The 21383-nt window shown below is 70.4% G+C and carries 19 protein-coding genes; 11 read left to right on the forward strand and 8 right to left on the reverse strand.

Features of this window, described 5'->3' with window-relative positions:
* Nucleotides 1-11: 11 nt before the first annotated feature.
* The gene (locus ACFWV8_RS21295; RefSeq protein ID WP_384204275.1) at nucleotides 12-911 is read right to left on the reverse strand and encodes a GNAT family N-acetyltransferase; all 900 of its coding nucleotides are present in this window, start codon (nucleotides 909-911) and stop codon (nucleotides 12-14) included.
* A 574-nt stretch (nucleotides 912-1485) separates the two neighbouring features.
* On the opposite strand from ACFWV8_RS21295, the gene ACFWV8_RS21300 reads away from it, so the two are divergent.
* The 6 genes from ACFWV8_RS21300 to ACFWV8_RS21325 are packed head-to-tail and all read left to right on the forward strand — an operon-like array spanning nucleotide 1486 to nucleotide 7308.
* Complete coding sequence (locus ACFWV8_RS21300; RefSeq protein ID WP_384204278.1) at nucleotides 1486-3315, forward strand: AMP-binding protein; 1830 nt, start codon at nucleotides 1486-1488, stop codon at nucleotides 3313-3315.
* A complete protein-coding gene (locus ACFWV8_RS21305; RefSeq protein WP_384204281.1) occupies nucleotides 3312-4451 on the forward strand; it encodes a beta-ketoacyl-[acyl-carrier-protein] synthase family protein in 1140 nt (379 codons plus the stop codon). The genes ACFWV8_RS21300 and ACFWV8_RS21305 overlap by 4 nt, the downstream gene beginning before the upstream one ends.
* Entirely contained in the window at nucleotides 4448-5443 is a 996-nt protein-coding gene (locus ACFWV8_RS21310) for a beta-ketoacyl synthase N-terminal-like domain-containing protein (RefSeq protein WP_384204284.1), read from the forward strand. Before ACFWV8_RS21305 ends, ACFWV8_RS21310 begins: the two co-directional genes overlap by 4 nt.
* A gap of 14 nt (nucleotides 5444-5457) precedes the next feature.
* Entirely contained in the window at nucleotides 5458-5715 is a 258-nt protein-coding gene (locus tag ACFWV8_RS21315) for an acyl carrier protein (protein ID WP_384204286.1), read from the forward strand.
* Nucleotides 5712-6452, forward strand: a complete 741-nt coding sequence (fabG, locus tag ACFWV8_RS21320) for a 3-oxoacyl-ACP reductase FabG (RefSeq protein ID WP_384204289.1) — start codon at nucleotides 5712-5714, stop codon at nucleotides 6450-6452. Before ACFWV8_RS21315 ends, fabG begins: the two co-directional genes overlap by 4 nt.
* A gap of 58 nt (nucleotides 6453-6510) precedes the next feature.
* On the forward strand, nucleotides 6511-7308 hold the full coding sequence (locus ACFWV8_RS21325; RefSeq protein ID WP_384204292.1) for a thioesterase II family protein: 798 nt from the start codon (nucleotides 6511-6513) through the stop codon (nucleotides 7306-7308).
* Nucleotides 7309-7369: 61 nt separating this feature from the next.
* Here ACFWV8_RS21325 and ACFWV8_RS21330 read toward each other — a convergent pair whose 3' ends face one another.
* Nucleotides 7370-8566, reverse strand: coding sequence for a hypothetical protein (locus ACFWV8_RS21330; protein ID WP_384204295.1), 1197 nt, complete (start codon nucleotides 8564-8566; stop codon nucleotides 7370-7372).
* 229 nt (nucleotides 8567-8795) lie between these two features.
* Between ACFWV8_RS21330 and ACFWV8_RS21335 the strand changes: the two genes are divergently transcribed.
* Entirely contained in the window at nucleotides 8796-9761 is a 966-nt protein-coding gene (locus ACFWV8_RS21335) for an alpha/beta hydrolase family protein (protein ID WP_384204298.1), read from the forward strand.
* A 27-nt stretch (nucleotides 9762-9788) separates the two neighbouring features.
* On the opposite strand, the gene ACFWV8_RS21340 is transcribed toward ACFWV8_RS21335, so the two are convergent.
* Genes ACFWV8_RS21340 through ACFWV8_RS21350 form a run of 3 tightly spaced genes read right to left on the reverse strand, consistent with a single transcriptional unit; the run spans nucleotide 9789 to nucleotide 13259 of the window.
* The gene (locus ACFWV8_RS21340; RefSeq protein ID WP_384204301.1) at nucleotides 9789-10694 is read right to left on the reverse strand and encodes a geranyl diphosphate 2-C-methyltransferase; all 906 of its coding nucleotides are present in this window, start codon (nucleotides 10692-10694) and stop codon (nucleotides 9789-9791) included.
* A 5-nt stretch (nucleotides 10695-10699) separates the two neighbouring features.
* Nucleotides 10700-11836, reverse strand: a complete 1137-nt coding sequence (locus ACFWV8_RS21345; protein ID WP_384204304.1) for a family 2 encapsulin nanocompartment cargo protein terpene cyclase — start codon at nucleotides 11834-11836, stop codon at nucleotides 10700-10702.
* Nucleotides 11837-11846: 10 nt separating this feature from the next.
* A complete protein-coding gene (locus ACFWV8_RS21350) occupies nucleotides 11847-13259 on the reverse strand; it encodes a family 2B encapsulin nanocompartment shell protein (RefSeq protein ID WP_384204306.1) in 1413 nt (470 codons plus the stop codon).
* A gap of 365 nt (nucleotides 13260-13624) precedes the next feature.
* On the opposite strand from ACFWV8_RS21350, the gene ACFWV8_RS21355 reads away from it, so the two are divergent.
* Nucleotides 13625-13945: a WhiB family transcriptional regulator gene (locus ACFWV8_RS21355; RefSeq protein ID WP_384204309.1), complete on the forward strand. Its 321-nt coding sequence runs from the start codon at nucleotides 13625-13627 to the stop codon at nucleotides 13943-13945.
* Nucleotides 13946-14010: 65 nt separating this feature from the next.
* On the opposite strand, the gene ACFWV8_RS21360 is transcribed toward ACFWV8_RS21355, so the two are convergent.
* Both ACFWV8_RS21360 and ACFWV8_RS21365 read right to left on the reverse strand, forming a co-directional pair.
* Nucleotides 14011-16986: a hypothetical protein gene (locus ACFWV8_RS21360; protein WP_384204312.1), complete on the reverse strand. Its 2976-nt coding sequence runs from the start codon at nucleotides 16984-16986 to the stop codon at nucleotides 14011-14013.
* Nucleotides 16983-17471, reverse strand: a complete 489-nt coding sequence (locus ACFWV8_RS21365) for a hypothetical protein (protein ID WP_384204315.1) — start codon at nucleotides 17469-17471, stop codon at nucleotides 16983-16985. Before ACFWV8_RS21365 ends, ACFWV8_RS21360 begins: the two co-directional genes overlap by 4 nt.
* Before the next feature lie 124 nt (nucleotides 17472-17595).
* Between ACFWV8_RS21365 and ACFWV8_RS21370 the strand changes: the two genes are divergently transcribed.
* Complete coding sequence (locus ACFWV8_RS21370) at nucleotides 17596-18921, forward strand: hypothetical protein (RefSeq protein ID WP_384204318.1); 1326 nt, start codon at nucleotides 17596-17598, stop codon at nucleotides 18919-18921.
* A 14-nt stretch (nucleotides 18922-18935) separates the two neighbouring features.
* Here the strand turns inward: ACFWV8_RS21370 and ACFWV8_RS21375 are convergent, their stop codons facing one another.
* The gene (locus ACFWV8_RS21375) at nucleotides 18936-19883 is read right to left on the reverse strand and encodes a LysR family transcriptional regulator (RefSeq protein ID WP_384204319.1); all 948 of its coding nucleotides are present in this window, start codon (nucleotides 19881-19883) and stop codon (nucleotides 18936-18938) included.
* A 365-nt stretch (nucleotides 19884-20248) separates the two neighbouring features.
* Between ACFWV8_RS21375 and ACFWV8_RS21380 the strand changes: the two genes are divergently transcribed.
* Both ACFWV8_RS21380 and ACFWV8_RS21385 read left to right on the forward strand, forming a co-directional pair.
* Nucleotides 20249-20911 (forward strand): TSUP family transporter, encoded by a 663-nt coding sequence (locus ACFWV8_RS21380; RefSeq protein WP_384204322.1) that lies wholly within the window; start codon nucleotides 20249-20251, stop codon nucleotides 20909-20911.
* 1 nt (nucleotide 20912) lies between these two features.
* Entirely contained in the window at nucleotides 20913-21380 is a 468-nt protein-coding gene (locus ACFWV8_RS21385; protein WP_384204324.1) for a hypothetical protein, read from the forward strand.
* Nucleotides 21381-21383 lie beyond the last annotated feature (3 nt).

Raw genomic sequence — 21383 nt, forward strand, 5'->3', positions numbered from 1 at the left:
GCCCGGGGCGCTCACCCCGGCTCCGGTGCGGCGATCCGCTTCTCGAACCAGTGGTGGGCGTACGGCTCGTCGTTGAAAGCGGCGACCTCCTCGAAACCGCAGGAGTGGTAGAGGCCGATCGCCGCGCTCAGCGTCCTGTTGGTGTCCAGGCGCAGTACCTCGCGGCCGTGCTCGGCGGCCCGTGCCTCCAGTTCGGCGAGGAAGCGGCGGCCGAGGCCCAGGCCACGGGCCTCGGGCGCCACCCACATGCGCTTGATCTCGGCCGGGGCCCCCGCCGGCAGCTTCAGACCCGCGCAGCCGACGGGCTCACCGTGCAACCTGGCGACGAGGAACAGACCGCGCGGCGGCCGGAGTTCACCCGCGTCGGGCAGCAGGCTCCGTACGGGATCGAAGCCGGACTCGAACCGCTCCCGCAGCTCCGTGAAGTAGGACCGCAGGCAGTGCTCGGCATCGGGGTGGCCGGGGTCGACGGCTTCCACCGTGACGGTCGCCGCGGTCAGCAGCCGGTCAACCTCGGCCATGGCTGCGACGAGCCGGGTGCGCTGCGCGGTGTTGAGCGGTTCCAGCAGCGAGCCGGCCAGGTCGTCGCTCCGGCCGTCCAGTACGGCGCGCTCCGCCCGTCCCGCGCCGGTGAGCCGCGCGGTGCGCACCCGTCTGTCGCGGGGCTGCGGCTCCACCGTCACCAGGCCGTCGTTCTCCAGCGAGCGCAGCAGCCTGCTGATGTATCCCGAGTCGAGTCCGAGGCGCGCTCGCAGGTGCCGTACGTCCTGCCCCTCCTCGCCGATCTCCCAGAGCAGCCGGGCAGCGCCGATGGGCCGGGCGCCGCCGAGGAAGTGGTCGTGGAGCACACCCACGCGTTCGGTGACGGTGCGGTTGAACCGCCGTACCTGTCTGATCTGTGCCGCATCCATTCTCTGACTCTAGTCCGAGATCTCGGACCCATCCAGCGGAATTCGTTCAATGAACCGAGGACCGGCATCATGCGCCCCTTGCCGTGCGGACAGTGAGTGCCGATTTCATTTAGCTGAAACATGAAGCAATTCCGGCCGGCCTCTTCATATTCAGGTCCAGGCTCGAAACGTCATCACTCGGCCCGACAGGGGCCACTGCCCCCTGGACCGCGGTCAGACGATTTCAGGACGCGCGGGGTGGGGCCGTGCTCCGACAGGGACCCGGTTCTGGAAAGTGTTTTCCGCCATCTCTGAGTGATCACCGCACACACCGGTATTTCCCTTTTTAGCGCGGTAAGAGGGCATGGGCTTACGCGTGTCGGTGCCCCGATGAGCACCGTCCGCCATCGCCGGACGCCCGGCTGGACCGACCAGTTTTAGACGTTTGCGAAATCCGCGTCCAAGGGTAGCGATCGAGCTGGTTCGATTATGGCTTGTTAAGGCCGCCCGCAGTTCGGCGCGCCGCTTTGAAAACTGTGCTCAAGTGATGATTCGCCATCCTCGGCCAGTGAAGTATTTTGAGGGAGTGTCACCTGTGTCCCACATAGCGAATATCGGCACGCCGCTGCAAAGGCTGCGGACGATCGTGGCCGAAGTTCTTGAAACGGACGAAGCAAGCATCGAGGACGACGCTCTCTTTTTCGAAGACCTCGGCCTCGATTCCCTGGAGAAGACCGAGGTCGTCGTCCGAGTCGAGAAAGAATTCAAGGTGAAGCTCAGCCCCGTGGACGCGGCGGCCATGCGCTGCGTGGAAGACTCCGCGGCCGTCCTGCTGGGCAAACTGAACAATCCGCCGGACACCGGCCCGGAGACAGCGCCCGAACTCGTCGGCCTGGTCGAGCGGTTGGTGGGATCCCACCTCGCCCAGGGACGTGGGGAGCGGATCGCGTACACCGACCCCGATTCCGGCGATGTCTCCTACCGAGGGCTGCACGACGCGGTCGTACGGTACGCGCGAACGCTCGCCACGAAGGGCGCCCCCACCGGCACGCGCGGACTGATCGTCGCCGACGACTCCGTCACCACGGTCGCGGCCGTCCTCGGCATGTGGTGGCACGGATTGGTGCCCGCCGTCGTCAGTCCACTCCTCAACGACGAGGAGATCGCGTACATCGCCGACGACTGCGAGGCGAGTGTGATCCACCTCGATGCCGCGCCCAAGCGGCAACGGGCCCTGGAAACCCTCTTCTCGGAACGAAGCCTGATCGCGGGCCAGGACATCCGCGCGGAGAGCGCGAACAGCGCGGACGCCTCCGACGGCCCCGACAGCTCCGACAGCGGTACGGGCGAGGCCGTCCCATGGCCGTCGGACCGCGAGGCGCTGATCCAGTACACCTCGGGAAGTACGGGCCTGCCCAAGGGAGTTCGGCACAGCGCGGGCGCCATCATGGCGGCCCTGGCCGGATTCGGCTCGCTCCTCGCGCTGCGCGAGGACGACACGGTCCTCTCCACGGCGCGTATGTCCTTCGGTTACGGATTCGGCGGCACGGTGCTCTTCCCGCTCGCCGCCGGTGCGCGGGCGGTCCTCATGCGCGGCAGCGTCGACCTGCACACCGTGACGGCGGCGCTCGACCAGCACCGGCCGACGGTGATGTGGTCGGTGCCGCGGCTGTACGCGGCGATCTCGGACGCCACCGCGTCCGGCGGGGGTCCCCGAACGGAATCGGTGCGGCTGTGCGTCGCCGCCGGCGAGCACCTTCCCGCCGCCCTGAGCGAGCGCATCCAGGAGACCTTCTCCGCCGATTTGATCAACGGGCTCGGTGCGACGGAGGTACTGCACATCGTCGTGGCCACTCCCGCCGACCGGCCGATGCCCGGGACCATCGGACTGCCCGTGCCCGAGGTGCGGGCGACCATCCGTGACACCGAAGGTGTCCCGGTGGCCGACGGCGTCGAAGGCCGTCTCCACATCAGCGGCCCCACGGTCGCGCTCGGCTACATAGGCAGGCCCGACGCCGCGGCTGCCACATTCGCCGACGGCGGTGTGTACACCGGCGACATCGCGACCCGTAACGCCGACGGCACCGTGGTGCATCTGTGCCGGGCCGACGACCTGCTGAATCTGGGCGGCTACAAGGTCCCGCCCGGCGAGATCGAAGCGGTGGTACGGAGCGTCGAAGGCGTCCGGGAGTGCGTGGTGGTGGGCCAGGCCGACGCGCACGGGCTCGAACAGGCGGTTCTGTACGCCGTCGCCGAGCCCGGTTCGGACACCGATCGGATCCGCCGGTCCATCACGGCCGCGATCCGAGGTCAACTGGCGCCCTTCAAGCGGCCGGCCCGGGTGGAGTTCCTCGACAAGCTGCCGGTCACCTCCACCGGAAAGCTGGCCTCCTTCCAGCTGCGGAAGCGGGTGAGTCAGTCGTGACCTGGGACATCACCGGCAGAGGGGCGATCGCCAACATCGGCCGCACACCTGGGCAGATATTCGACGCGCTCTGCGTCGGCCAGGAGACGCGCAACCCGCTCAGGGCCTTCGACGGCACCAAGTACCGCACCCGCCACGCCTACGAGATCGACGACCGCGCCGGTTCGCGCGACGAGCCCTGGCGGGCGACCAGGTGGCTGATCCTCGCGGTCCGGCAGGCTCTCGCCGACGCGGGTCTGTCCGATGACCTCTCCCGGACGCCGGTGCTCGTCGGTACGACGCTGCGGGAGCAGCGCAGTACGGAACTGTGGTGGACCGAGGGTGTTCCGGTCCGCCCCTCCGACCTCCACTTCGGCGGCGCCCTGCGCGAGGCGTTCGGGGCCGTCTCCACGTACACCTTCGCCAACGCCTGCTCCGCCTCGCTGTACGCACTGGGTCTGGCCACCGACATGCTCGACGGCGGCATGACCGACACGGTCGTGGTCGCGGGCTCGGACTCCATCACCGAGAGCGCCTTCGGAATGCTGGACCGGGTGCAGAACGAATCGCCGCAAGAACTGCGGCCGTTCGACGTGACGCACAAGGGCATGCTGATGGGCGAGGGGGCGGTGGCGGTCGTCCTCCAGCGTCCGGGGACGCACGACCGGCGTCCGTCCGCCCGGCTGACGGGCGTCAGCATGAACTGCGACGCCCGGCACGCCACGGCGCCCGACCCCGACGGCGTACGCGCGGCGGTTCTCGACGCCCATCGGCGGGCCGGGGTCAGCTCCGAGGACATCGACCTGGTGATGCTGCACGGCAGCGGTACGCCGCGTAACGACGAGACCGAGGCCGCCGTCCTCTCCGAGGTGTTCGCGGGTACGGGCCGCGACCGCGCCCCTTTGATGACGGCCATCAAATCCATGACGGGCCACACCCTCGGCGGGTCCGGACTGCTCAGTCTGGTCGTCGCCGTGCTGGCGATGGAGCGGAGCACCGTCCCGCCGGTGCTCGGGCTCGCCGATCCCATCGAGGAGGCGGCCGGGCTCGGCCTGGTCCGTGGCGGGGCCGCCGCGGCCGACATCACGACGGCGCAGATCAACGCGTTCGGCCTGGGCGGCATCAACGCGGTCGCGCTGGTCGAGGCGGCGGCATGACCGACACCGCGATGACGGGCGCCGCACTGAAGGAAACCGTGGTCACCGGTGTCGGGCTCGCCGTACCCGGGCTGCGGTCCGTGGGCGACCTGCTCGCCGACCGGCCGCCCGAGGACGGCTTCTTCGATCCGGCGACGGCCTTGAAGGGCCGCGAGATGCGGCACAAGGACCGCGCCTCACGGCTCGCCCTGTACGCCGCCGAGCAGGCGCTCGCCGACGCCGGCCTTCTTGACGAGAAGGGGCGCCTTCTCGGGTCGGGCGACGCCACCGCCGTGGTGGTCAGCTCCAACCTGGGCTCGTTGCAGACGGTCTGCGACTTCACCGACACCATCTCCCGCGAGACGGTGATCGGGCTGAGTCCCCTCGGTCTGCCGCAGACGTCGAGCAATGTCGTCGCCGGCTGGGTCGCCATCCGCTACGGGCTGCGCGGACCCAACCTCACCGTCTGCAACGGGGCCACCAGCGGTCTGGACGCCCTGCACTGGGCCCGGAACCTGATCGAGGCGGGGCGCTGCCGCCGAGCGGTCGTGGTCGGGGTCGAACCCGCCACCGAACACGTCGACAAGCTGATCGGCACCACGGCCCCCGACGTGGCGTGCGCCGTGGTGCTCGAATCGGCGGCCGAGGCGTCCGTACGGGTTGCCGCGCCCGCCTCCATACATAAGCCGCGCGTGTACGCGCGCCTGGCGGCCTACACCCGTGGCGCCGAACTCGCGCCCACGGTCGCGGACATCGAATCCCTGGCTCCCGCCCCCGTCGGACTCCGCCTCACCGGCGCTCCGGCACAACCGCCTTCCACCGGGCCGGAACGGAACCTGGATCTCACGGCTCGACTGGGAGATTGCTCGGGCGCCCTGGGAGTCCTTCAGGTTGCCGTCGCGGCCGTTCACATCCGGACGCACGGAACCAAGGCAGTGCTCGCATTCACAGGAGGCGGCGACTTCGATGACGCGGCTGCCGCCCTTCTGCTGACCGGTGGAGACACCGAATGAAAGGAAAGTCCGCAATGGAATCAGCAGTGGACGTCGAGGAACTGCGCACGATCGTGGCCGAGTCGCTCGAACTGGAACCCGAAGAGGTGGGTGACAGCGACCACTTCGCCGAGGACCTCGACATGGACTCGCTGATGGTGCTGGAGATATCGTCCCGGCTGGAGCAGCGCTACGGCATATCGGTCAAGGACTCCGCCATCGGGTCCGTCCAGAATCTTCCCGAACTGCGCGATCTGGTCGATTCCCTGCTGACCGAAGGTTCGGTGGCGTGACCGGCAAGCAGATCGCCCTGGTGAGCGGAGGTTCCCGGGGAATCGGCCGGGCGGTGGTGACCAGACTGGCCCGGGACGGATTCGATGTCGCGTTCTGCTATCGCTCCCGCTCCGACGACGCCAAGCTGACCGAGATGGAGGCGGCCGACTACGGATCCCGGGTCTTCGCCCAGCAGGTCGATGTCGCCGACGCGGACGAGAGCCGTGCCTTTCTCGCGGCGACGGAGGACGAACTCGGCCCGGTCGACGCCGTGGTGACGGCAGCCGGTATCACCCGGGACAAGCCGCTGGCGACGATGGAGGACGCACAGTGGAACGACGTGCTGACGACCAATCTGGACGGCAACTATCACATCTGTCGTCCCGCCATAGAGCGCATGGTCAGCCGTCGGGCGGGCAATCTGGTGACGCTGTCCTCGATCGCCGGCGTCCATGGAAGTGTCGGTCAGACCAACTACTCCGCCGCCAAGGCCGGGATCATCGGCTTCACCATGGCCATGGCGAAGGAGTACGGCAGATTCGGCATCCGGGCCAACACCGTGGCGCCGGGATTCATCGAGACGGAGATGACAGCTCAGGTGTCCGACAGGGCCAGGAAGAAGTATCTCGGCCAGATCCCGCTGTCGCGGTTCGGCACCTCGGACGAGGTGGCCGATCTGGTCTCGTTCCTCCTGTCCAAGCGGGCCTCCTACATCACCGGCCAAGTCCTCGGTATCGACGGCGGGTTGGTGATGTGAGGGACCTGGCCCGCCCTCGTAAGCAGGGCTCGAATCTCCGACGACGAGGAGGGTGCGAGTGAGACCCGCAGGCCCGCTCGGCCCGGTCACCCGGCGCCGGCCCGTCGACGACCCGGCGGTGCGCCTCTTCTTCTTCCACCACGCGGGCGGCTCGCATCTGCTCTACCGCGGCTGGACGCGGCATTTCCCCGAGGACTGGGACATCTGTCTGCTGGACGCGCCGGGACGGGGAAACGCGCAGGCGCTCCCTCTCATCCGCGACTGCGCCGACCTCGTGGCCTTCTTCGACAAGGGGCTCACACCGTTGCTGAACCGGCCGTTCGCCTTCTTCGGCCACAGTGTGGGTGCCCGTGTCGCCTACGAGTTCGCGTGCCGTCTCGCGGAGGAGGGACGCGAACTGCCCCTCTGGCTCGGGGTGTCGTCCTTCCGCGCACCGCAGCCGGGTTCGGTGGGGCCGCCGCTGAGCCACAGTCTGAGGTCCGACGCCGAGTTGCGTGACTGGCTCGGGAGCACGGGCGGCATTCCGGAGCGGCTGCTGACCGACGACAACCTGTGGAAGGCGTTCGCTCCGCTCATGCGCAGCGATCTGGGACTGGCGGACAGCTGGGACCGGGACACTCTCGGACCGCCTCTGCCGGTGCCGCTGACCGTCTTCAGCGGGTCGGACGACACTGTCGTGGCGCGCCACAAGTTGGACCGCTGGCCCCAGCTGACGGACAACTTCCTTGGGACGCACACCTATTCGGGAGGGCATTTCTATCTGAACGATCACCGTGAGCCGTTGGTCGCGCGCGTCACCGAGACGGTACGCGCCCTGCTGGGCTCCCGGCCGGGCGGGGATCAGCCGACGTCCTGACAGCGCAGAGGCCCCGGACCACAAGTCCGGGGCCTTGCACGTGCGTTGGACGCTTGTCGGCTCAGCTCGGGCTCTGGGCCCGGCGATTGCGTACGACGAGAAGGGTGCCCGCACCCACGACCGCCACCGCGGCAGCAGCGCCCGCGATCTGGAGTGTCGCGGGGAACGAGCCGGTGGCGGCCAGGTTGCCGCCGGTGGTGCTTGACCCGCTGTCGCCGGCGGACGAGCCACCGGCCGAGCCGCCGGAGCCCTCGGTCGACCCCGCCGAACCGGCCGAGCCGGTGGACCCGCCGCCCGTCACGTCCAGCGTGATGTCGGCCTTGTCGTTTGCCTTGTCGGGGTCGAACGGCCGGTCCCCGGCGCTCAGCGCCACTGAGCCCTTGGCGCCCGCCACCTTCTTGTCGATCTTCAGCTTGAAGGTGTAGGTCTCGCCCCCGCCCTCGTCGACCCACCGCTGACTGGTGCCGCAGGCGTACGCCTTGCCCTTGGCCTCGCAGAACCCGTGGGGTTTGACGACCGACGTCCCGGCGGGCGGTGTCACGAGGACCTTGATGAGCGGGTCCCCTTCCCTGGTCAGCACCCACGCGGGCCCGGCGTTGGCGAACCGCACCTTGAGCGTCACCGTGTCGCCGACATCGCCCTTGAGGGCCGCTCCCGTCACCTCGTAGTCCGCGGTGTTGACGGTGGTCACCGGCACGTCGACAGCCTGCTCGGTGCCTTCTCCCCCGGGCTGACGCTCCACCAGCTTCACCGCGGGCGCGGTACCTGCCACGGGAGTTGTCGCGGCCTCGTCAAGCTCGGGTTCGCCGTCTCCGACGCTCACGCGCAGGTCGTCGTTGAGCGCGCGGTCCAGCGCCTTGATCGCGAGAGGCTTCTCCGGCGCGTAGCCGACACCGGGCTCCACCGCCTGGTCGAACTCGCACACCACGTTGGATTTGGCGGTCATCTCGTCGTAGGACGGGACTTGGTGCGCCGCGCAGTTGGCGGGAACGTCCGCGAAGTCGAGTCCCCGGGTCACGGAGTAGTGGACCCAGACCTTGTCGGCGGCCTTGGTGCCCTTGTTCGCCACGGTGACCGACTGATCGAGGCTGCTGCCCGGCTTCACCCCCTCGATCGGGGCGATGTCACCCACGACCAGATCGGGGGCGGCCTCATCGGCGAAGGCGGCGGGAGCCGCACCCAGCGCGATCAGCCCGGCTGCGCCCAGAACGGCGACTGCGGTACGCGAGGCACGACGGTTGTGTGGGGGAATCCGCATGGAGAGAACCTCTGTTGGGGCTTGGGCAAACCTGACGTGTCCTTCAGAAGAACAGTCCTTCGGCCACTAAGACTCTCGCCGCCCCCGAACGGTTGCACGAGCGCACCTCGTCACGAGGTCACGACGTCGCGGGTGGACCCGGCCAGGGATGTTTGACAAAGCGGAACATCGCTCCGTATGTTGAAACGGAACGATGCTCCGATTTTCTGTCTTCGAATGGATCCGCACCATGAGTGAACCGACCCACCCGGCCGACGCCCTCAGCTCACCCTCTCCCGTCCTCTCGGTCGCTCCGGTCGTGCTGCCGGCTCCCGGCCGGGCCGTGGACCTGGCGGTACGAGTCTCCGCACCGGTGACCGGGAGCGATCTGCCGGTCATCCTCCTCTCGCACGGCCAGGGGTACTCGAACAACCTCTCCTCGATGAACGGCTACGCCCCCCTCGCCCATTTCTGGGCGGCACACGGCTTCGTCGTGATCCAGCCCACCCACCTCAGCTCCACCACCCTGAGCCTGCCTCCCGAGACGCCCGGGGCGCCTCTGTTCTGGCGCTCGCGGGCCGAGGACATGACGCGCGTACTCGACGGGCTCGACGCGATCGAGGCCGCCGTCCCCCAGCTCATCGGCCGCCTGGACCGGAGCAGGGTCGCCGTCGCCGGGCACTCGATGGGCGGGCACACCGCGAGCCTGCTGCTCGGCGCCAGGCTCACCGATCCGGACGACGGGACGGTGGTGAGCCTGGCCGAGCCCCGGATCAAGGCGGGTGTGCTTCTCGCCACGACCGGCAGCGGCGGCGACGCCCTCACCGAGTACGTGGCCGAGAACCTTCCCTTCCTCCTGGCCCCGGACTTCTCCACGATGGCGACGCCCACACTCGTGGTCGCCGGCGACAAGGACGCCTCCGCCCATCTGACGGTCCGGGGCCCGGACTGGCACGCCGATCCGTACGTCCTCTCCCCCGGCCCCAAGTCCCTGCTCACCCTGTTCGACGCCGAGCACGGGCTCGGCGGGGTGTCCGGATACGACGTCGCCGAGACCACCGACGAGAACCCCGAGCGGGTTTCCGCGATCCAGAAGCTCACCTGGGCCTATCTCCGCACGGAGCTCTACCCCGGGGATTCGGCGTGGAAGTCGGCGTCCGACGAACTGACCGCCGGCCCGAACCCGCTCGGACGGGTGGAGTCCAGAGTCGGCTGACCGCGAGGAGGGTGCGCCGGGGGCCGTCTAGACGCGGTCGGCCGCGATCAGGACGTACTGGAAGGAGCCGTCGTTGTAGGAGTTGATGAACGCTTCCTCGATGCCGGTGACCAGTGACGACGTGGCACGCAACTCCCAGTAGGGCAGGGTGTCGGGAGTCAGGTCGACGACCGTCTGCGGTACGAGGCGGTTGTCGGCCATGGCCCGCAGATACTCCCGGCGGGAGTGGATGTTGCACTCGAAGTGCGCGTTGATCTGGGAAACCCACTTGGACGGCTGGCCGTAACGGGGGTTCCAGCAGCCGGTGATGGTCACATAGCGCCCGCCGGGCCGAAGGACGCGGGAGTGCTCGGCGAAGAGGTCGTGCAGGTCGACGTACATGCTCGACTCGTTGTTCCACGAGGCCGCGGCCAGCCCGGACTCGAAGGGCATGTCCAGCATGTTGCGGACGCGGGCCTGGACATGGTCCTGGATGCCGAGTTCGCGGGCGCGCCGGTTGCCGAAGTCCGCCTGCTTCGCGGAGAGTGTGACGCCCTCGACCTTGCACCCGAAGCGCTGATGGGCCATGACCATCGAACCGCCCCTGCCGCACCCGGCGTCCACGAGCGTGTCGTCGCGCCCGATGTCGCCGAGGTGGTCCAGGAGGAGTTCGGCCTGCGCCGATTCCAGGCGGTGAAGTTCGGCGATCAGCTTCTTCTCGTACGCGCTGTCCTCGGGCCGGCCCAGGGCGTCGTGGTCGACGTCGCCGATGCCGTAGTGATGGTGGTACAGGCCGTCGACGTCGCCGAGACGCAGATTCACGGGCCTCGCCTCGTGGTCCCAGTAGCGCGCGATGTCCCCCTGGTAGGGAGTCACCGGGGAGGGGATGAACACGGAGGCGCGGGCGGTGGGGGCGACGGTCGTGCGGTCAGTGCTGGTCACAGATGAGTCCATTCCTCTTACCAGAAGTCGGGCAGGCTGTAGCGGTAGGTGTTGGTCCGGTGCCAGTGGTGGTTGCCGTCGACCCAGACGGCCACTCCGCGCAGAAAGCGCCGCACGCTCGGGAGGGGGCAGGCGGCGGCGAGAGCCGCGGCTGCCGACTCGAAGGCGTGCATGAGGTCGTTGTGGACCTCGACCGCCTTCAGATAGGCGTCGCGTTCGGACAGGTCCTCACGTTCGGCGATGACCACCGGCAGGTTCAGATGGCGGCCGGGGGCGGCCAGTTCCTTGGTGTACGAATACAGGTCGTTGACGATGGTGGTGGCGTTCCCCGCGAGCGCGATGACCCGCTGCATGGCGGGCCGGGCGTGCAGGTCCGCCGGCAGTTCGTACCCTCCGACGGTGTCCGTGATGGTGGGACAGGGGCGGAAGTTGTTGAACTGACGCATCGCCAGGTACTCCCACACCTCGGGGACGTGGTCCTGCTGCGCCCAGGCGCCCTCGGCGAGGTAGCCCATGTGCAGCCGGGCCATGTCGTGCCGGAGTCGGTCGGCCTGGGAGGGGCTGGCCTCCCGGGTGAAGTACTCCATGGCGGAGCGGTAGGCGCGGCGGGGCGCGTCCGACTGGAGCGACTGTGCCCACCGCGGCTCGTACTCCTCCGTCGTGTGCAGGGGGTCGAGTGCGGTGTGCGCCAGCAGAAGGCGCCCGCCGAGGCCGATCGGTGAACCTCCGTGGTCCTCGCAGTAGCAGTCGTCCACCGCGTTCTCGGCGACCATCAGGCGGGTGGCGAGCATCAGATGGTCCACGGTGGGGGCGTCAGGATGGCAGGCGACCATGTAGCGCCCCACGGAGAAGCCGTCGAACTGGTCCTCCCAGTCGTCGGGATACAGGTCGACCTCGTCCAGCGCCCAGGCCTTGATCCGGCGGCTGACCTCCTCCACCCGTACGGGGTCGGGCTCCGGCACCGGGTGGTGGTAGAGACCGGGGATCGGGTTTCCTTCCGCCTGCGCCTGTGCCTGCTCCGGTTTCGGCTCCGGCGCCTCGGGGCGGGCGAAGTAGAGGCCGGACGTGCCCAGTCCGCTCGGGCCACGCAGAATCCGCTCCAGGTCCGGGCCGGGCAGGCTCGATCGCGGTGGGGAGAGTTCAGGGTCGGGCATCCATGCCTCCTTAGCCGTGCCGGCCGGCGATCTGCACGTTCTCCAGGACGCCGAGTGCGTCGGGCACGAGAATGGCGGCGGAGTAGTAGGTGGAGACGAGGTAGGAGATGATCGACTTCTCGTCGATGCCCATGAACCGTACGGACAGGCCCGGTTCGAGCTCGTCGGGCAGTCCGGTCTGGCGCAGCCCGATGACGCCCTGGTTGTCCTCGCCGGTGCGCATGACCAGGATCGAGCTGGTCTTCTCCTTGGTGATGGGGATCTTGCCGCAGGGCAGGATCGGGACCCCGCGCCAGGCTGGGACCTGCTGACCGCCGAGGTCGACATGGTCCGGGTAGAGGCCGCGGCGGTTGAACTCACGGCCGATGGCCGCGATCGCCTTGGGATGGGCGAGGAAGACCTTGGAGCCACGGCGGCGGCTGAGCAGTTCGTCGAGGTCGTCCGGGGTGGGCGGGCCGGAGTGGGGCTGGATGCGCTGCTTGAAGTCGGCGTTGTGGAGCAGCCCGAACTCCCGGTTGTTGATGAGCTCGTACTCCTGACGTTCGCGCAACGCCTCGACGGTGAGCCTGAGTTGCTCCTCGGTCTGGTTCATCGGCCCGTTGTAGAGGTCGGCGACCCGGGTGTGGACCTTCAGGACGGTCTGCGCGACGGAGAGTTCGTACTCGCGCGGTTTCAGTTCGTAGTCCACGAACGCGCCCGGCAGGTCGGCCTCGCCGGTGTGGCCGGCCGACATCGCGATCTCGGCCTCGCCGTGGCGGTTCTGCCGCTGGCGGGGAAGTGAGCCGAACCGCCGTACGTGCGCCTGGAGGCCGGGCGCGCTGGAGACCACGGCGGCGAAGTCGGCGCGGTCCAGGGTGAGCAGCGTGCCCGCGGTCTCCGCGGTGGCGGTGCAGTCCCATCGCGCGTCCGGATCGAGGAGCGCTTCCTCACCGAAGTGGTCGCCGTCGGCAAGGACGGCCACGGCCGTCTCGTCGCCGTACTTACCGACAGAGGTCTGGCTGATGCGGCCGTGGGCGATCAGATGGATCTGCTCGGCGGGCGTACCGCGCTCGACCAGCGTTTCGCCGGCGCGGAAGTCGCGCTGGACGCACCTGTCGGCGATGGCGGTCAGCACGCCCACATCGTCGAAGCCGTGCAGCAGGGCCAGTTCGCCCAGTTCGCGGGGGATCACCCGGACATCGGCACCGTCCTGGACGAACTCGACCCGCCCGTCTCCCACCGTGTAGCTCAGCCGTCGGTTCACCCGGTAGACGCCGCCCTTGGTCTCCACCCAGGGAAGCGTCCGCAACAGCCAGCGGGAGGTGATCTCCTGCATCTGTGGGGCAGACTTGCTGGTGGTGGCCAGGTTGCGGGCAGCCGCCGTGCTCAGGCTGGACTGCGGTGGCGAATCCAGCTGCGCCTCGGGGCCGGTGTCGACAGTCATCGAGCGAAGTCTCCTTCGTAAGGGCGGTGTCGGGCACGCGGGCGTGTCCGACACCGGGAAAGAGGATGAAGCGGGGCGTATGTCTGGGAACCCGTCCAGATACCGTGGAACAGTAATCGCGGCGCACCGGGCCGGCCCGGGAAGCCAGCGGCATTAGCTCGATTCGATGATCTTGCCGCCAACAAGGTTTGCAGGGGCGGCGGTTGGTATCCGTGAGCGGCTGTCGCGGGATGGCTACACCCTGTCTGCCGTTGTCGCCTCGCGCGTCGTGCGAGCGATCATCCGAAGGGGTGATCGATCAACTGCCATCTGTCGCAACGGTAAAGCGTTTTGTAGCGTCTGACCTTCCAGGGGAAGGGGGTGCGATGAACGCACAGTTGGAGTGGAGCGGACGGGGTGCCTGCCGGGCCGTCGATCCGGACACCCTGTTCGTGCAGGGTCAGGAGCAGAACAGGGCGAAGTCCGTGTGCCTGGGGTGTCAGGTGCGTACGGAGTGCCTGGCCTATGCGCTCGACAACCGGGAGGAGTTCGGTGTCTGGGGCGGCATGACCGAACGGGAGCGCCGGGCGTTGCTACGGCGAAGGCCGACCGTCACGTCCTGGCGGGGCCTCCTGGAGACCGCCCGCGGCGAACACGACGAACCCGGGGAGGGCGAAGGCGAACAAGTGCCCGCCAGTGGGTTCTAGGCCGTGCGGTCCGACGGAGTGTGTCCGACGGGGGTATGTCCGACGAGGTGTCAGCCGGCGAGGTGTCAGCCGGCGAGGTGCCGCTTCGCCGCGCGCCGTACCTCGCGGGCCTCCCGGCGGCGGCCGAGTTCCTTGAGCATCGTGGCCAGGGTGTCCGCGACCCACAGGAGCCGCTCGCCGTACTCCTCACGGTCCTCGGTGGCGAGTGCGCGGGCCAGATCCACGGCCTGTTCCACCGTCTCGACGGCCTCGGACCGCCGCCCCGCCCACCACAGTTCCCACCCGAACTGCTTCAACTCCTCGAAGTAGGCGGGCTCGTGGGCGACCGGATCGGCGTCGGCGAGGCGGAGATCGACGGCCAGGGCCTCCGCCAGAGCGTCCAGATCCGTAGTCGGCCCGCTCCGGGCCCGGAGCCGCAGCAGGAGGGTGAGTTCGGGACCGTGGGCCGTCACCTCCGCGACGCAGAGATGGCGGTAGAGAACGATCATGGCGTCTTCCGCGATCTTGTGGGCCCCTTGGCCGTACTCCACGTGTTCCGGGGCGCCGTGCAGGCGCCGGCGTGGATCGCTGCGCTCCTCGAACACTCCCGCCTCACGGGCCGTGGTCCCCGCCTCTTCCGCCATACCAATGGCCTGCTGGACCGTGCTGAGTACCTGAAGGGCGCCCGCCAGGTCGGCGTCCAGGGCGGCCGGATTGGCCTTGGCCCGGCGACGGCCGATCTCCACCGCCTCGGCAGCCGCCTCCAGCGCCTCCTCACGCCAGCCACTCGTCCTGAACAGGTCTTCCGACGGGGGCAGTCCGTGGTCCCTGATCAGATCCTCCTGCGGTTTGCCGATGTTCACCAGCATCTGGGCCTTGTTGGTGAGTGCACGGGCCAGCCCGCCCTCATGGGCGGCGGGCGCGCTCCGGGCCAGGGAGCGCAGCATGCCGACGGCCCGCCGGGTCGCGGCCACCGCGGCCTCAAGGCGTAGCGCGCTGCTCAGAGAGCTGCCGAAGTTGAGCAGGGTGATCGCCAGGTCACCGCCGTACTCGCCGGGCTTGGACTCCGCCAGATCCGCGTACAGTTCCAGGGCTTCGGCGTCGGCCGTGAGCGCTTCGAGCCATCGGCCGGCACGGCCGAGTTCGTTGGAGTAGTTGGACAGGGTGAGTGCGAGATCGGCGACGTCGGTGTCATGGCCGGGCCGCAGACGCCGGCGTCTCAGCTCCACCGCCGACTCGATGGCGCACAGCGCCTCGTCGTAACGCCGCTCCCTGTTCAGACTGCCCGCGTGGTTGTTAAGGGCGCGGGCCAAGTCGGCTTCGTAGCGGGCGGGTTCGGCGCGGGCCAGGTCGCGGTAGAGCGCGACCGCGCGTTCCTCGGCGGCCAGGCTCTCGTCGTAACGGCCGGCACCGCCGAGGCTCCAGCCGAGGTTGAGATGGACGACGGCCTGCTCAGCCGGATCGTCCGTAGCCGCCAGCCAGTGCTCCGCGAGACGCACGGCCAGCACGGCGGCTGCCGGGTCCAGTTCCGCGTCGTCGCGGCGGGGTATGTACGCGTTGATCTGCTCCAGCAGCCCGATGTCGATGTCGTCCAGGTTCACCAGCGTTCCGAGCGCGGCGCCGCCGGCCGCGACGGCCAGCCAGGGCGCCTCGCGCAGCAGCGGGTAGAGATGGAGCGTCCCCAGGTGCGGCCAGCGGGCGGCGCCGCTCGCCAGGACGGTCATCGCGCGGCGCAGCCAGGGGGCCGGCGAGGCGCGGTCGGTGTGCGGGATCAGTGCGTTCAGCGCGGTGGGCGCCCAGTCGTGCGCGGGGTAGTCGGCGAGGTGGCCGGGCAGGGTGAGGGCGACGAAGTCCTCGGCGAGGCGGTCGGGTGTCAGCGGTTCGAGCACCGTGCGGGGCTCGGGGTCGGCGGCCGGAATCTCCGTGGGCGGGTAGCACACGGCGTGGTCGGCGAGCACGGTCTCGGCGGGAAGCGGCAGTCCGAGCGAGGTGACCGCCACGGTGCCGGTGGGCCGTTCGACCGCGCCGGTCAGCGCGGCGGCGAAGACGGTGCGGTTCATCACACCGGGAGGCGTTTGATGGCCGGGCGTGTCAGAGAGCCGCGCCCAGTGCCGATGCTCCCGGTCGAGCAGATACGTCGTCAGGCCCGACGCGTCGGTGGGCGGATGCCGTCCGTCGCGGTGGGCGTCCACCGCCGCCAGCGCCGCCATGTGCACGGTCAGGGTGAGCCCGAACTCGGGTCCCACGAGCGGCACGGGAGGTGCGATCGTCTCGGACGCCGCGAGTCCGTAGCGGGCCGCGAAGGCGTCGCGCGCCGCACGGAACATTCCCATGCGGTCGTCGCGCCCCGGCTCCCCCGCGCCCTCGCTCTCATCGGCCAGCGGTTCCAGAGTCTGCCGCGAGGTGGCCGCCTGCACGTCCGCCAGCGTCGCGCGCACGGCGGGCCACAGGGTGGTGTCCCGGGCCAGGAGCAGCACCCGGGCGGGCAGGGTGTCGTGGTGGAGCAGCGCGTTGCTGAGCAGCCAGGCCAGGTCGGGCAGCGGCCAGTGGTCCGCGTAGTCGACGATCAGCAGTACGCCTGCGGAGTTCTCCGCACGGAGATCCTGGCTGCCCGGCGGCGGCAGTACGGTGCCGGGCCCGTGCACGGCGGTCACGACGAGCCAGCCCGCCGCGGCCGACTCGGCGGCGAGACGTGCGGCGAGCCGGCTCTTGCCCTGGCCGCCCGGTCCGTGGAGCCAGCGCGCCGAGAGCCGCCGGGGTGCGTCACGCCAGCCGCGCAGCTCCCCGAGGTCGTGCGCGCGGCCGGTGAACGGCACCACCTCGTGCCGGGCACTCAGCATCCGGCTGGGCAGTTCGCGCAGCCACTCCGGGTCCGACGCGGTCGGGCCCTGCCAGTTCCGCAGGACGTAGACGGGGCGACCGTCGCCGAACACATGGATGTCCGCGCCGATCACTCCGTACGCGAACCCGCCTTCCGCACGCACCACTTGGCGGGCGGCGGGCGGCGGGGCCGTGCCGTCGGAGCCGTTCGGTGCCGGAGCGTCCGGTGCCGGGCCGCTCACACCGAGGAGCCGTCCCCGGACGGGCCGCCCGCAGGCGCGTTGTCACCCGGATCGGACTCGCCGGGCGCGGCGTGCCGGTGGATATGAACGCTGCTGCCTGGCCCCTGGGCGCCGAACGCCGTGCCGCCGGAGTGCGCCGAGACATTCTGCGTCCAGTGCTGCTCGGTACGAGGCAGCCCTGCCGCGACCTCTTCCACCACGCGCCGCAACTCGTCGGCCGCCTCGGGGTGTTCGCGCAGAAGTGCCGCCAGGCGCCGGGCCCAGGGCCGGATCAGCTCCTCGCGTACGCCCTCGGTGTCGTCCTCGCCGGCCACCAGGTCCGCGTCGCCGTCGAGTTGCACCGCGATGGCCGTCGCCTCGTCGTCGCCCCGGCGCCGGAACAGCGCCGCGACGCCGCCGCGCGCGCTCTCCCACATGCTGGTGGCCATGGCTGCCACGATCGTGGTCGCCCCCGTCATCGCCAGCACCGACATCGGATCCGTCATCGACATTCCCCCTGAAGTCCCCGTGTGTGACAGTCAGCGTAGTGCGAGGCGGCAGGGCACGGAATCATGAAGGCTCCTCCTTCCGAGTGGACCGGGGGGAGTTGACGGGGAGGTGGAGTCGGATATGGCCGGGCGCGCCATCTGGGACGACGCGGCCGGGATCGACCGGCAGGCCACCAGACATCTCCGCCCCAGGCACCGGAACGTACTCGGGGAGCTGATCACCTCGGTGCCGTTGGCGGACGGCGTACGGCTGGCGAAGCGGTACGCCGATCTCTTCCCTGCGGACCACCGCGACGCCCCCTCCGTCGCCCGACTCGCCGCGGCGGACGAGGAGTTGGTGGCGCGGGTGACCGCGACGGCCGCGGACGCCTCGCGTTCCGTGCATCCGCTCGTCACCGGCGCCGCCGAGTGGCTGTCCTTCGGGGTCGACGCCCCCGTTCTCACCCTCACCGGCCACGAGGCCGACGGTCTCACCCGCGTCGCCCTGCTGTCCGGCGGCTCCTGGCGGGACGTCTACCTGGGTGAGCTCAGTCATCACGCCGTCGCGTGCGTGGACGAGGAGAACGTCGTGGCCGTCCGTGAGGAGCCCGGAAACGGCCGGGCGCTGGTGCACTACCGGCGCGGTGACACCCTCCACGTGTCGCACGGCAGGGCGCTGACGGGTATGCGGCCCGCGGGTACGGCCGCCGGCTTCGTCGCGGGCGCCGCGCTGGGGCCGGTCGCGGCCGTGGCCGGTCCCGAACTCGACCCCGGCTTGGTGGACTTGAGCACGTACGGCATCGACACCGCCCACCGTCTCGCCGTCGCACCGGACGGCGGCGCGGTCGCGTTCGGCGGCAGCACGGGCATCGTGGTTCTCGACGCGGGACTGGAGCGGCTGATCGCGCGTACCGTCCTGCCGGTGCCGCACGGGCCGGTGCGCGAGCTGACGTTCACCGGAGCGGGCGAGGTCGTCGCGTGCGGCATGGACGGCGGGCTCAGCCGGTGGCGTGTCGAACCGCACGAGGCGCTTGTCCTCGCGGCGGTGGGCGACGCGCCTCTGCTGACCGGCCTGTTCGCCGTCCCGGCCTGGGGTGTGCTGGTCGCGCACGTGGGCAGCGAGGGCAGGCACCGGTTCTTCGACCCGGTGACACTCGGGCCGGCCGGCTGGCCCCGTCCCTTGGTGGAGTTCCGGGATCGCCTGGGGGTGCTGCGTACTGTCGCGGCGTCGGCCAACGGCCGGTTCGCCGCCGTCGGAACGCTCGACGGCCGCACGGGCTTCGCCCTCACGGTCCACGACTTCCATCACCCGCTGGCCCGGCTTCTGCGCCCGGTGGGGTCCCTGACCTCGGAGGATCACAGGGCCGCGGAGGGGTTTCTCGGCGAGGGCCACCAACTCGGGCCCGGTGAACGGGCGGTGCTGGAGCTACTGGAGGCCGCCGCCGCGCGCCGGATCCCGGCCGCCTGAACGCACCGCTCGCCCTACAGCCGGGGCTCGTCGGCCGGCTCTCCGGAGCCGGTGTGGGTGCCCCGTTCGGACCGTGCCGCGTCGCGCAGGTGCTCCGCGAGGGCCGCGACGGCCCCCGTCCGCGAGGTCCCGGCCTTCGCGCCCCAGGCCAGCAGATGGAGCCGGCGCGCCCAGGGATCCTCCAGTTCACAGACGTCGAGCGGCCGGTCGGGGTCGACGGTGCGACGCGGTACGACGGCGAGCCCGACCCCGGCTGCGGCGAGGGCGACAAGAACGTTCAGGCCGGCGACAGTGGTGCGGTAGCGCACCACGGGGGCGTGCGGGCCGAGGTTCTTCTCGATCCAGCGGCGCAGCGATGAGTCGGCGTCGAGCCCGACGAGGGGGTGCTCGGCGACCTCGCTGTAGGTCAGACCACTGCGCCCGGCGAGGATCCCGCCTGCCTGGCCGACCACGACGAGGGAGTCGTCGCCGAGGGGTTCCATGTCGAGGCCGGAGTCCCGGGCCTCCTCGTCGTCGATGACGATCCCAAGATCCGCCTCGCCCTCGGTCAGCATCCGGACGGTCTGCGGGGTGCGGCTCTCGGAGACCCTGACGTCGGCGTCCGGGTGCGCGCGGAGGAACGAGACCAGGGCCCCCGGCACGAATCCCTGCATGGCGGAGCCCCCGCCCAGCAGGGTCAGCGGCGCGGCCTGGGACCGGGTGTAGCTCGCCACGGCGCTCTCCAGCCGCGCCGTCTGGGCGAGTACGTCGCGCGCGTGGCGGGCGAGCGTCGTCCCGGCCGGTGTGGGGCGCACTCCCCTGCGACCGCGGATCAGCAGAGGCACACCGGCGGTGTGTTCGAGCGCGCGTACGCGCGCGCTCGCGGACGGCAGGCTCAGATGCACCCGGCGGGCGCCTCCGGTGATGGACCCCTCCGTCAGGATGTCGAGGAAGAGCCGCAGGTCGTCCAGGTCGTAGCGCATCCACCCAGCCTAAGGCAGGGCCTTAGGCTGGGTGCGGAAATGACGCATTGTGAACCACCCGGGCGCCGGGTGATGCTCGGCGGGTGCCCGAGATAACGCTCGTCCTGCTGGCCGGTGCCGTCGCCGGAACACTGAACGCCGTCGGCGGCGGAGGTACCTTCGTGGCGCTGCCCGCACCAGGCCCTGTCCGGCGGATCTTTCGCGGGCCCGGAACGCCTGGCACGGCACCTCGCCGCGTAGCCGAAGTGCCCACAGGAAACCACCCTGCGGGCACTTCGGCGCCTTGCGATGCACCGCACCAGACGCCCCGGCCTTATCCGCGAAGACCCACCGGACAGGACCTCGTCTCCGCAGGCCTGCCTCCCGTGACGGCGAACGCGTCGTCGACCATCGCCCTTGTGCCCGGCGCCCTGGCCGGGGCATGGGTCTACCGGCGTGAACTGACCCCGGTCGGCGGGACATCCACGCCCGCGCTCACAGCGGTCAGTGTGCTGGGCGGCGCACTCGGTGCCGGTCTGCTGCTGACCCTGCCGACTGCTTCGTTCAGCGCGGCGGTGCCGTGGCTGCTCGCTTTCGCCACGGTCGTCCTCGCCTTCGGACGCCGCGTCTCCCGTGCGCTGAGCACGGCGCCGGGCGGCTCGGCCACCGCCGGCATGAGCGCGCGGGCTCTGCTGATCACGCAGTTCGTCCTCGCCGTGTACGGCGGATACTTCGGCGGAGCCATAGGCATCATGATGCTGGCGGTGTGGAGCATCGGCCTCGGACTGGACACGGCGGCCGGCAACCCGATGCGGATCGCCCAGGTCGCCGCGGTCTATCTCAGCGCGACCGCACTGTTCCTCGTGGCTTCGGACGCGCTCGGCACGCCCCCGATCCTCACCGCGATGCTGGTTGGCGGGGTGGCCGGCGGGTTCGCGGGCGCGCACCTCGCCCGCCGCCTTCCCGCCCGGTTTCTGCGCGGCACCATCCTGACCCTCGCCGTCACGATGACCGCCCTCTATTTCCTGCGCGGTAGGGAGGCCGGCTGACATGGCAGCGGGAGTCGGGGGCGATACGGGAGCGCCCTACCCGGACGCGGCGCGGGCGAGGCTGGAGATGGCCTTCGCGGCGTACGAGCTGGCTGAACTCGCGCGTGCGGCCGTCCCGATCGGCGCGTACGAGCTGACGCCCGACGGCAGGGCCCGCACGGCGGACTGCGCGTCGGCCGACGCCGCCCAAGTCCTCGCGGCGGCACGCCGGTTCCACGACGCCGCGGCCGCGTTCGAGCGCTTCGGGGAGGGCGCGCGTTCCGGCCGGGCGGAGGCGACGGAGGCGTCCGCCGAGGCCCACGAGGTCAGTTGGTGGCGCCCCTACCTGGCCGCAGCGCCGCTCGAAGCGGCCCACGACCTCGACGACTGGGTGCTGCGCCACAAGGACGGGGACGGCGATCTCGGGGCCGCGCCGGTGTCCGGCGGCCTGGTCCGCCGGGCGGATCGGCGTCCGGGGAACGGTGGATGAGTC

Origin of the sequence: Streptomyces sp. NPDC058665 (assembly GCF_042714995.1) — a bacterium.
In the GTDB taxonomy this organism is placed as follows: domain Bacteria; phylum Actinomycetota; class Actinomycetes; order Streptomycetales; family Streptomycetaceae; genus Streptomyces.

Excerpts from the sequence above, each read along its gene's own strand:
- ACFWV8_RS21350 (WP_384204306.1), bottom strand. The coding sequence starts at position 13,259 with ATGACTGTCGACACCGGCCCCGAGGCGCAGCTGGATTCGCCACCGCAG.
- ACFWV8_RS21340 (WP_384204301.1), bottom strand. The coding sequence starts at position 10,694 with ATGGACTCATCTGTGACCAGCACTGACCGCACGACCGTCGCCCCCACC.
- ACFWV8_RS21315 (WP_384204286.1), top strand. The coding sequence starts at position 5,458 with ATGGAATCAGCAGTGGACGTCGAGGAACTGCGCACGATCGTGGCCGAG.
- ACFWV8_RS21295 (WP_384204275.1), bottom strand. The coding sequence starts at position 911 with ATGGATGCGGCACAGATCAGACAGGTACGGCGGTTCAACCGCACCGTC.
- ACFWV8_RS21355 (WP_384204309.1), top strand. The coding sequence starts at position 13,625 with ATGAACGCACAGTTGGAGTGGAGCGGACGGGGTGCCTGCCGGGCCGTC.
- ACFWV8_RS21345 (WP_384204304.1), bottom strand. The coding sequence starts at position 11,836 with ATGCCCGACCCTGAACTCTCCCCACCGCGATCGAGCCTGCCCGGCCCG.
- ACFWV8_RS21375 (WP_384204319.1), bottom strand. The coding sequence starts at position 19,883 with ATGCGCTACGACCTGGACGACCTGCGGCTCTTCCTCGACATCCTGACG.
- ACFWV8_RS21385 (WP_384204324.1), top strand. The coding sequence starts at position 20,913 with ATGGCAGCGGGAGTCGGGGGCGATACGGGAGCGCCCTACCCGGACGCG.
- ACFWV8_RS21335 (WP_384204298.1), top strand. The coding sequence starts at position 8,796 with ATGAGTGAACCGACCCACCCGGCCGACGCCCTCAGCTCACCCTCTCCC.
- ACFWV8_RS21365 (WP_384204315.1), bottom strand. The coding sequence starts at position 17,471 with ATGACGGATCCGATGTCGGTGCTGGCGATGACGGGGGCGACCACGATC.
- ACFWV8_RS21330 (WP_384204295.1), bottom strand. The coding sequence starts at position 8,566 with ATGCGGATTCCCCCACACAACCGTCGTGCCTCGCGTACCGCAGTCGCC.
- ACFWV8_RS21370 (WP_384204318.1), top strand. The coding sequence starts at position 17,596 with ATGGCCGGGCGCGCCATCTGGGACGACGCGGCCGGGATCGACCGGCAG.
- ACFWV8_RS21310 (WP_384204284.1), top strand. The coding sequence starts at position 4,448 with ATGACCGACACCGCGATGACGGGCGCCGCACTGAAGGAAACCGTGGTC.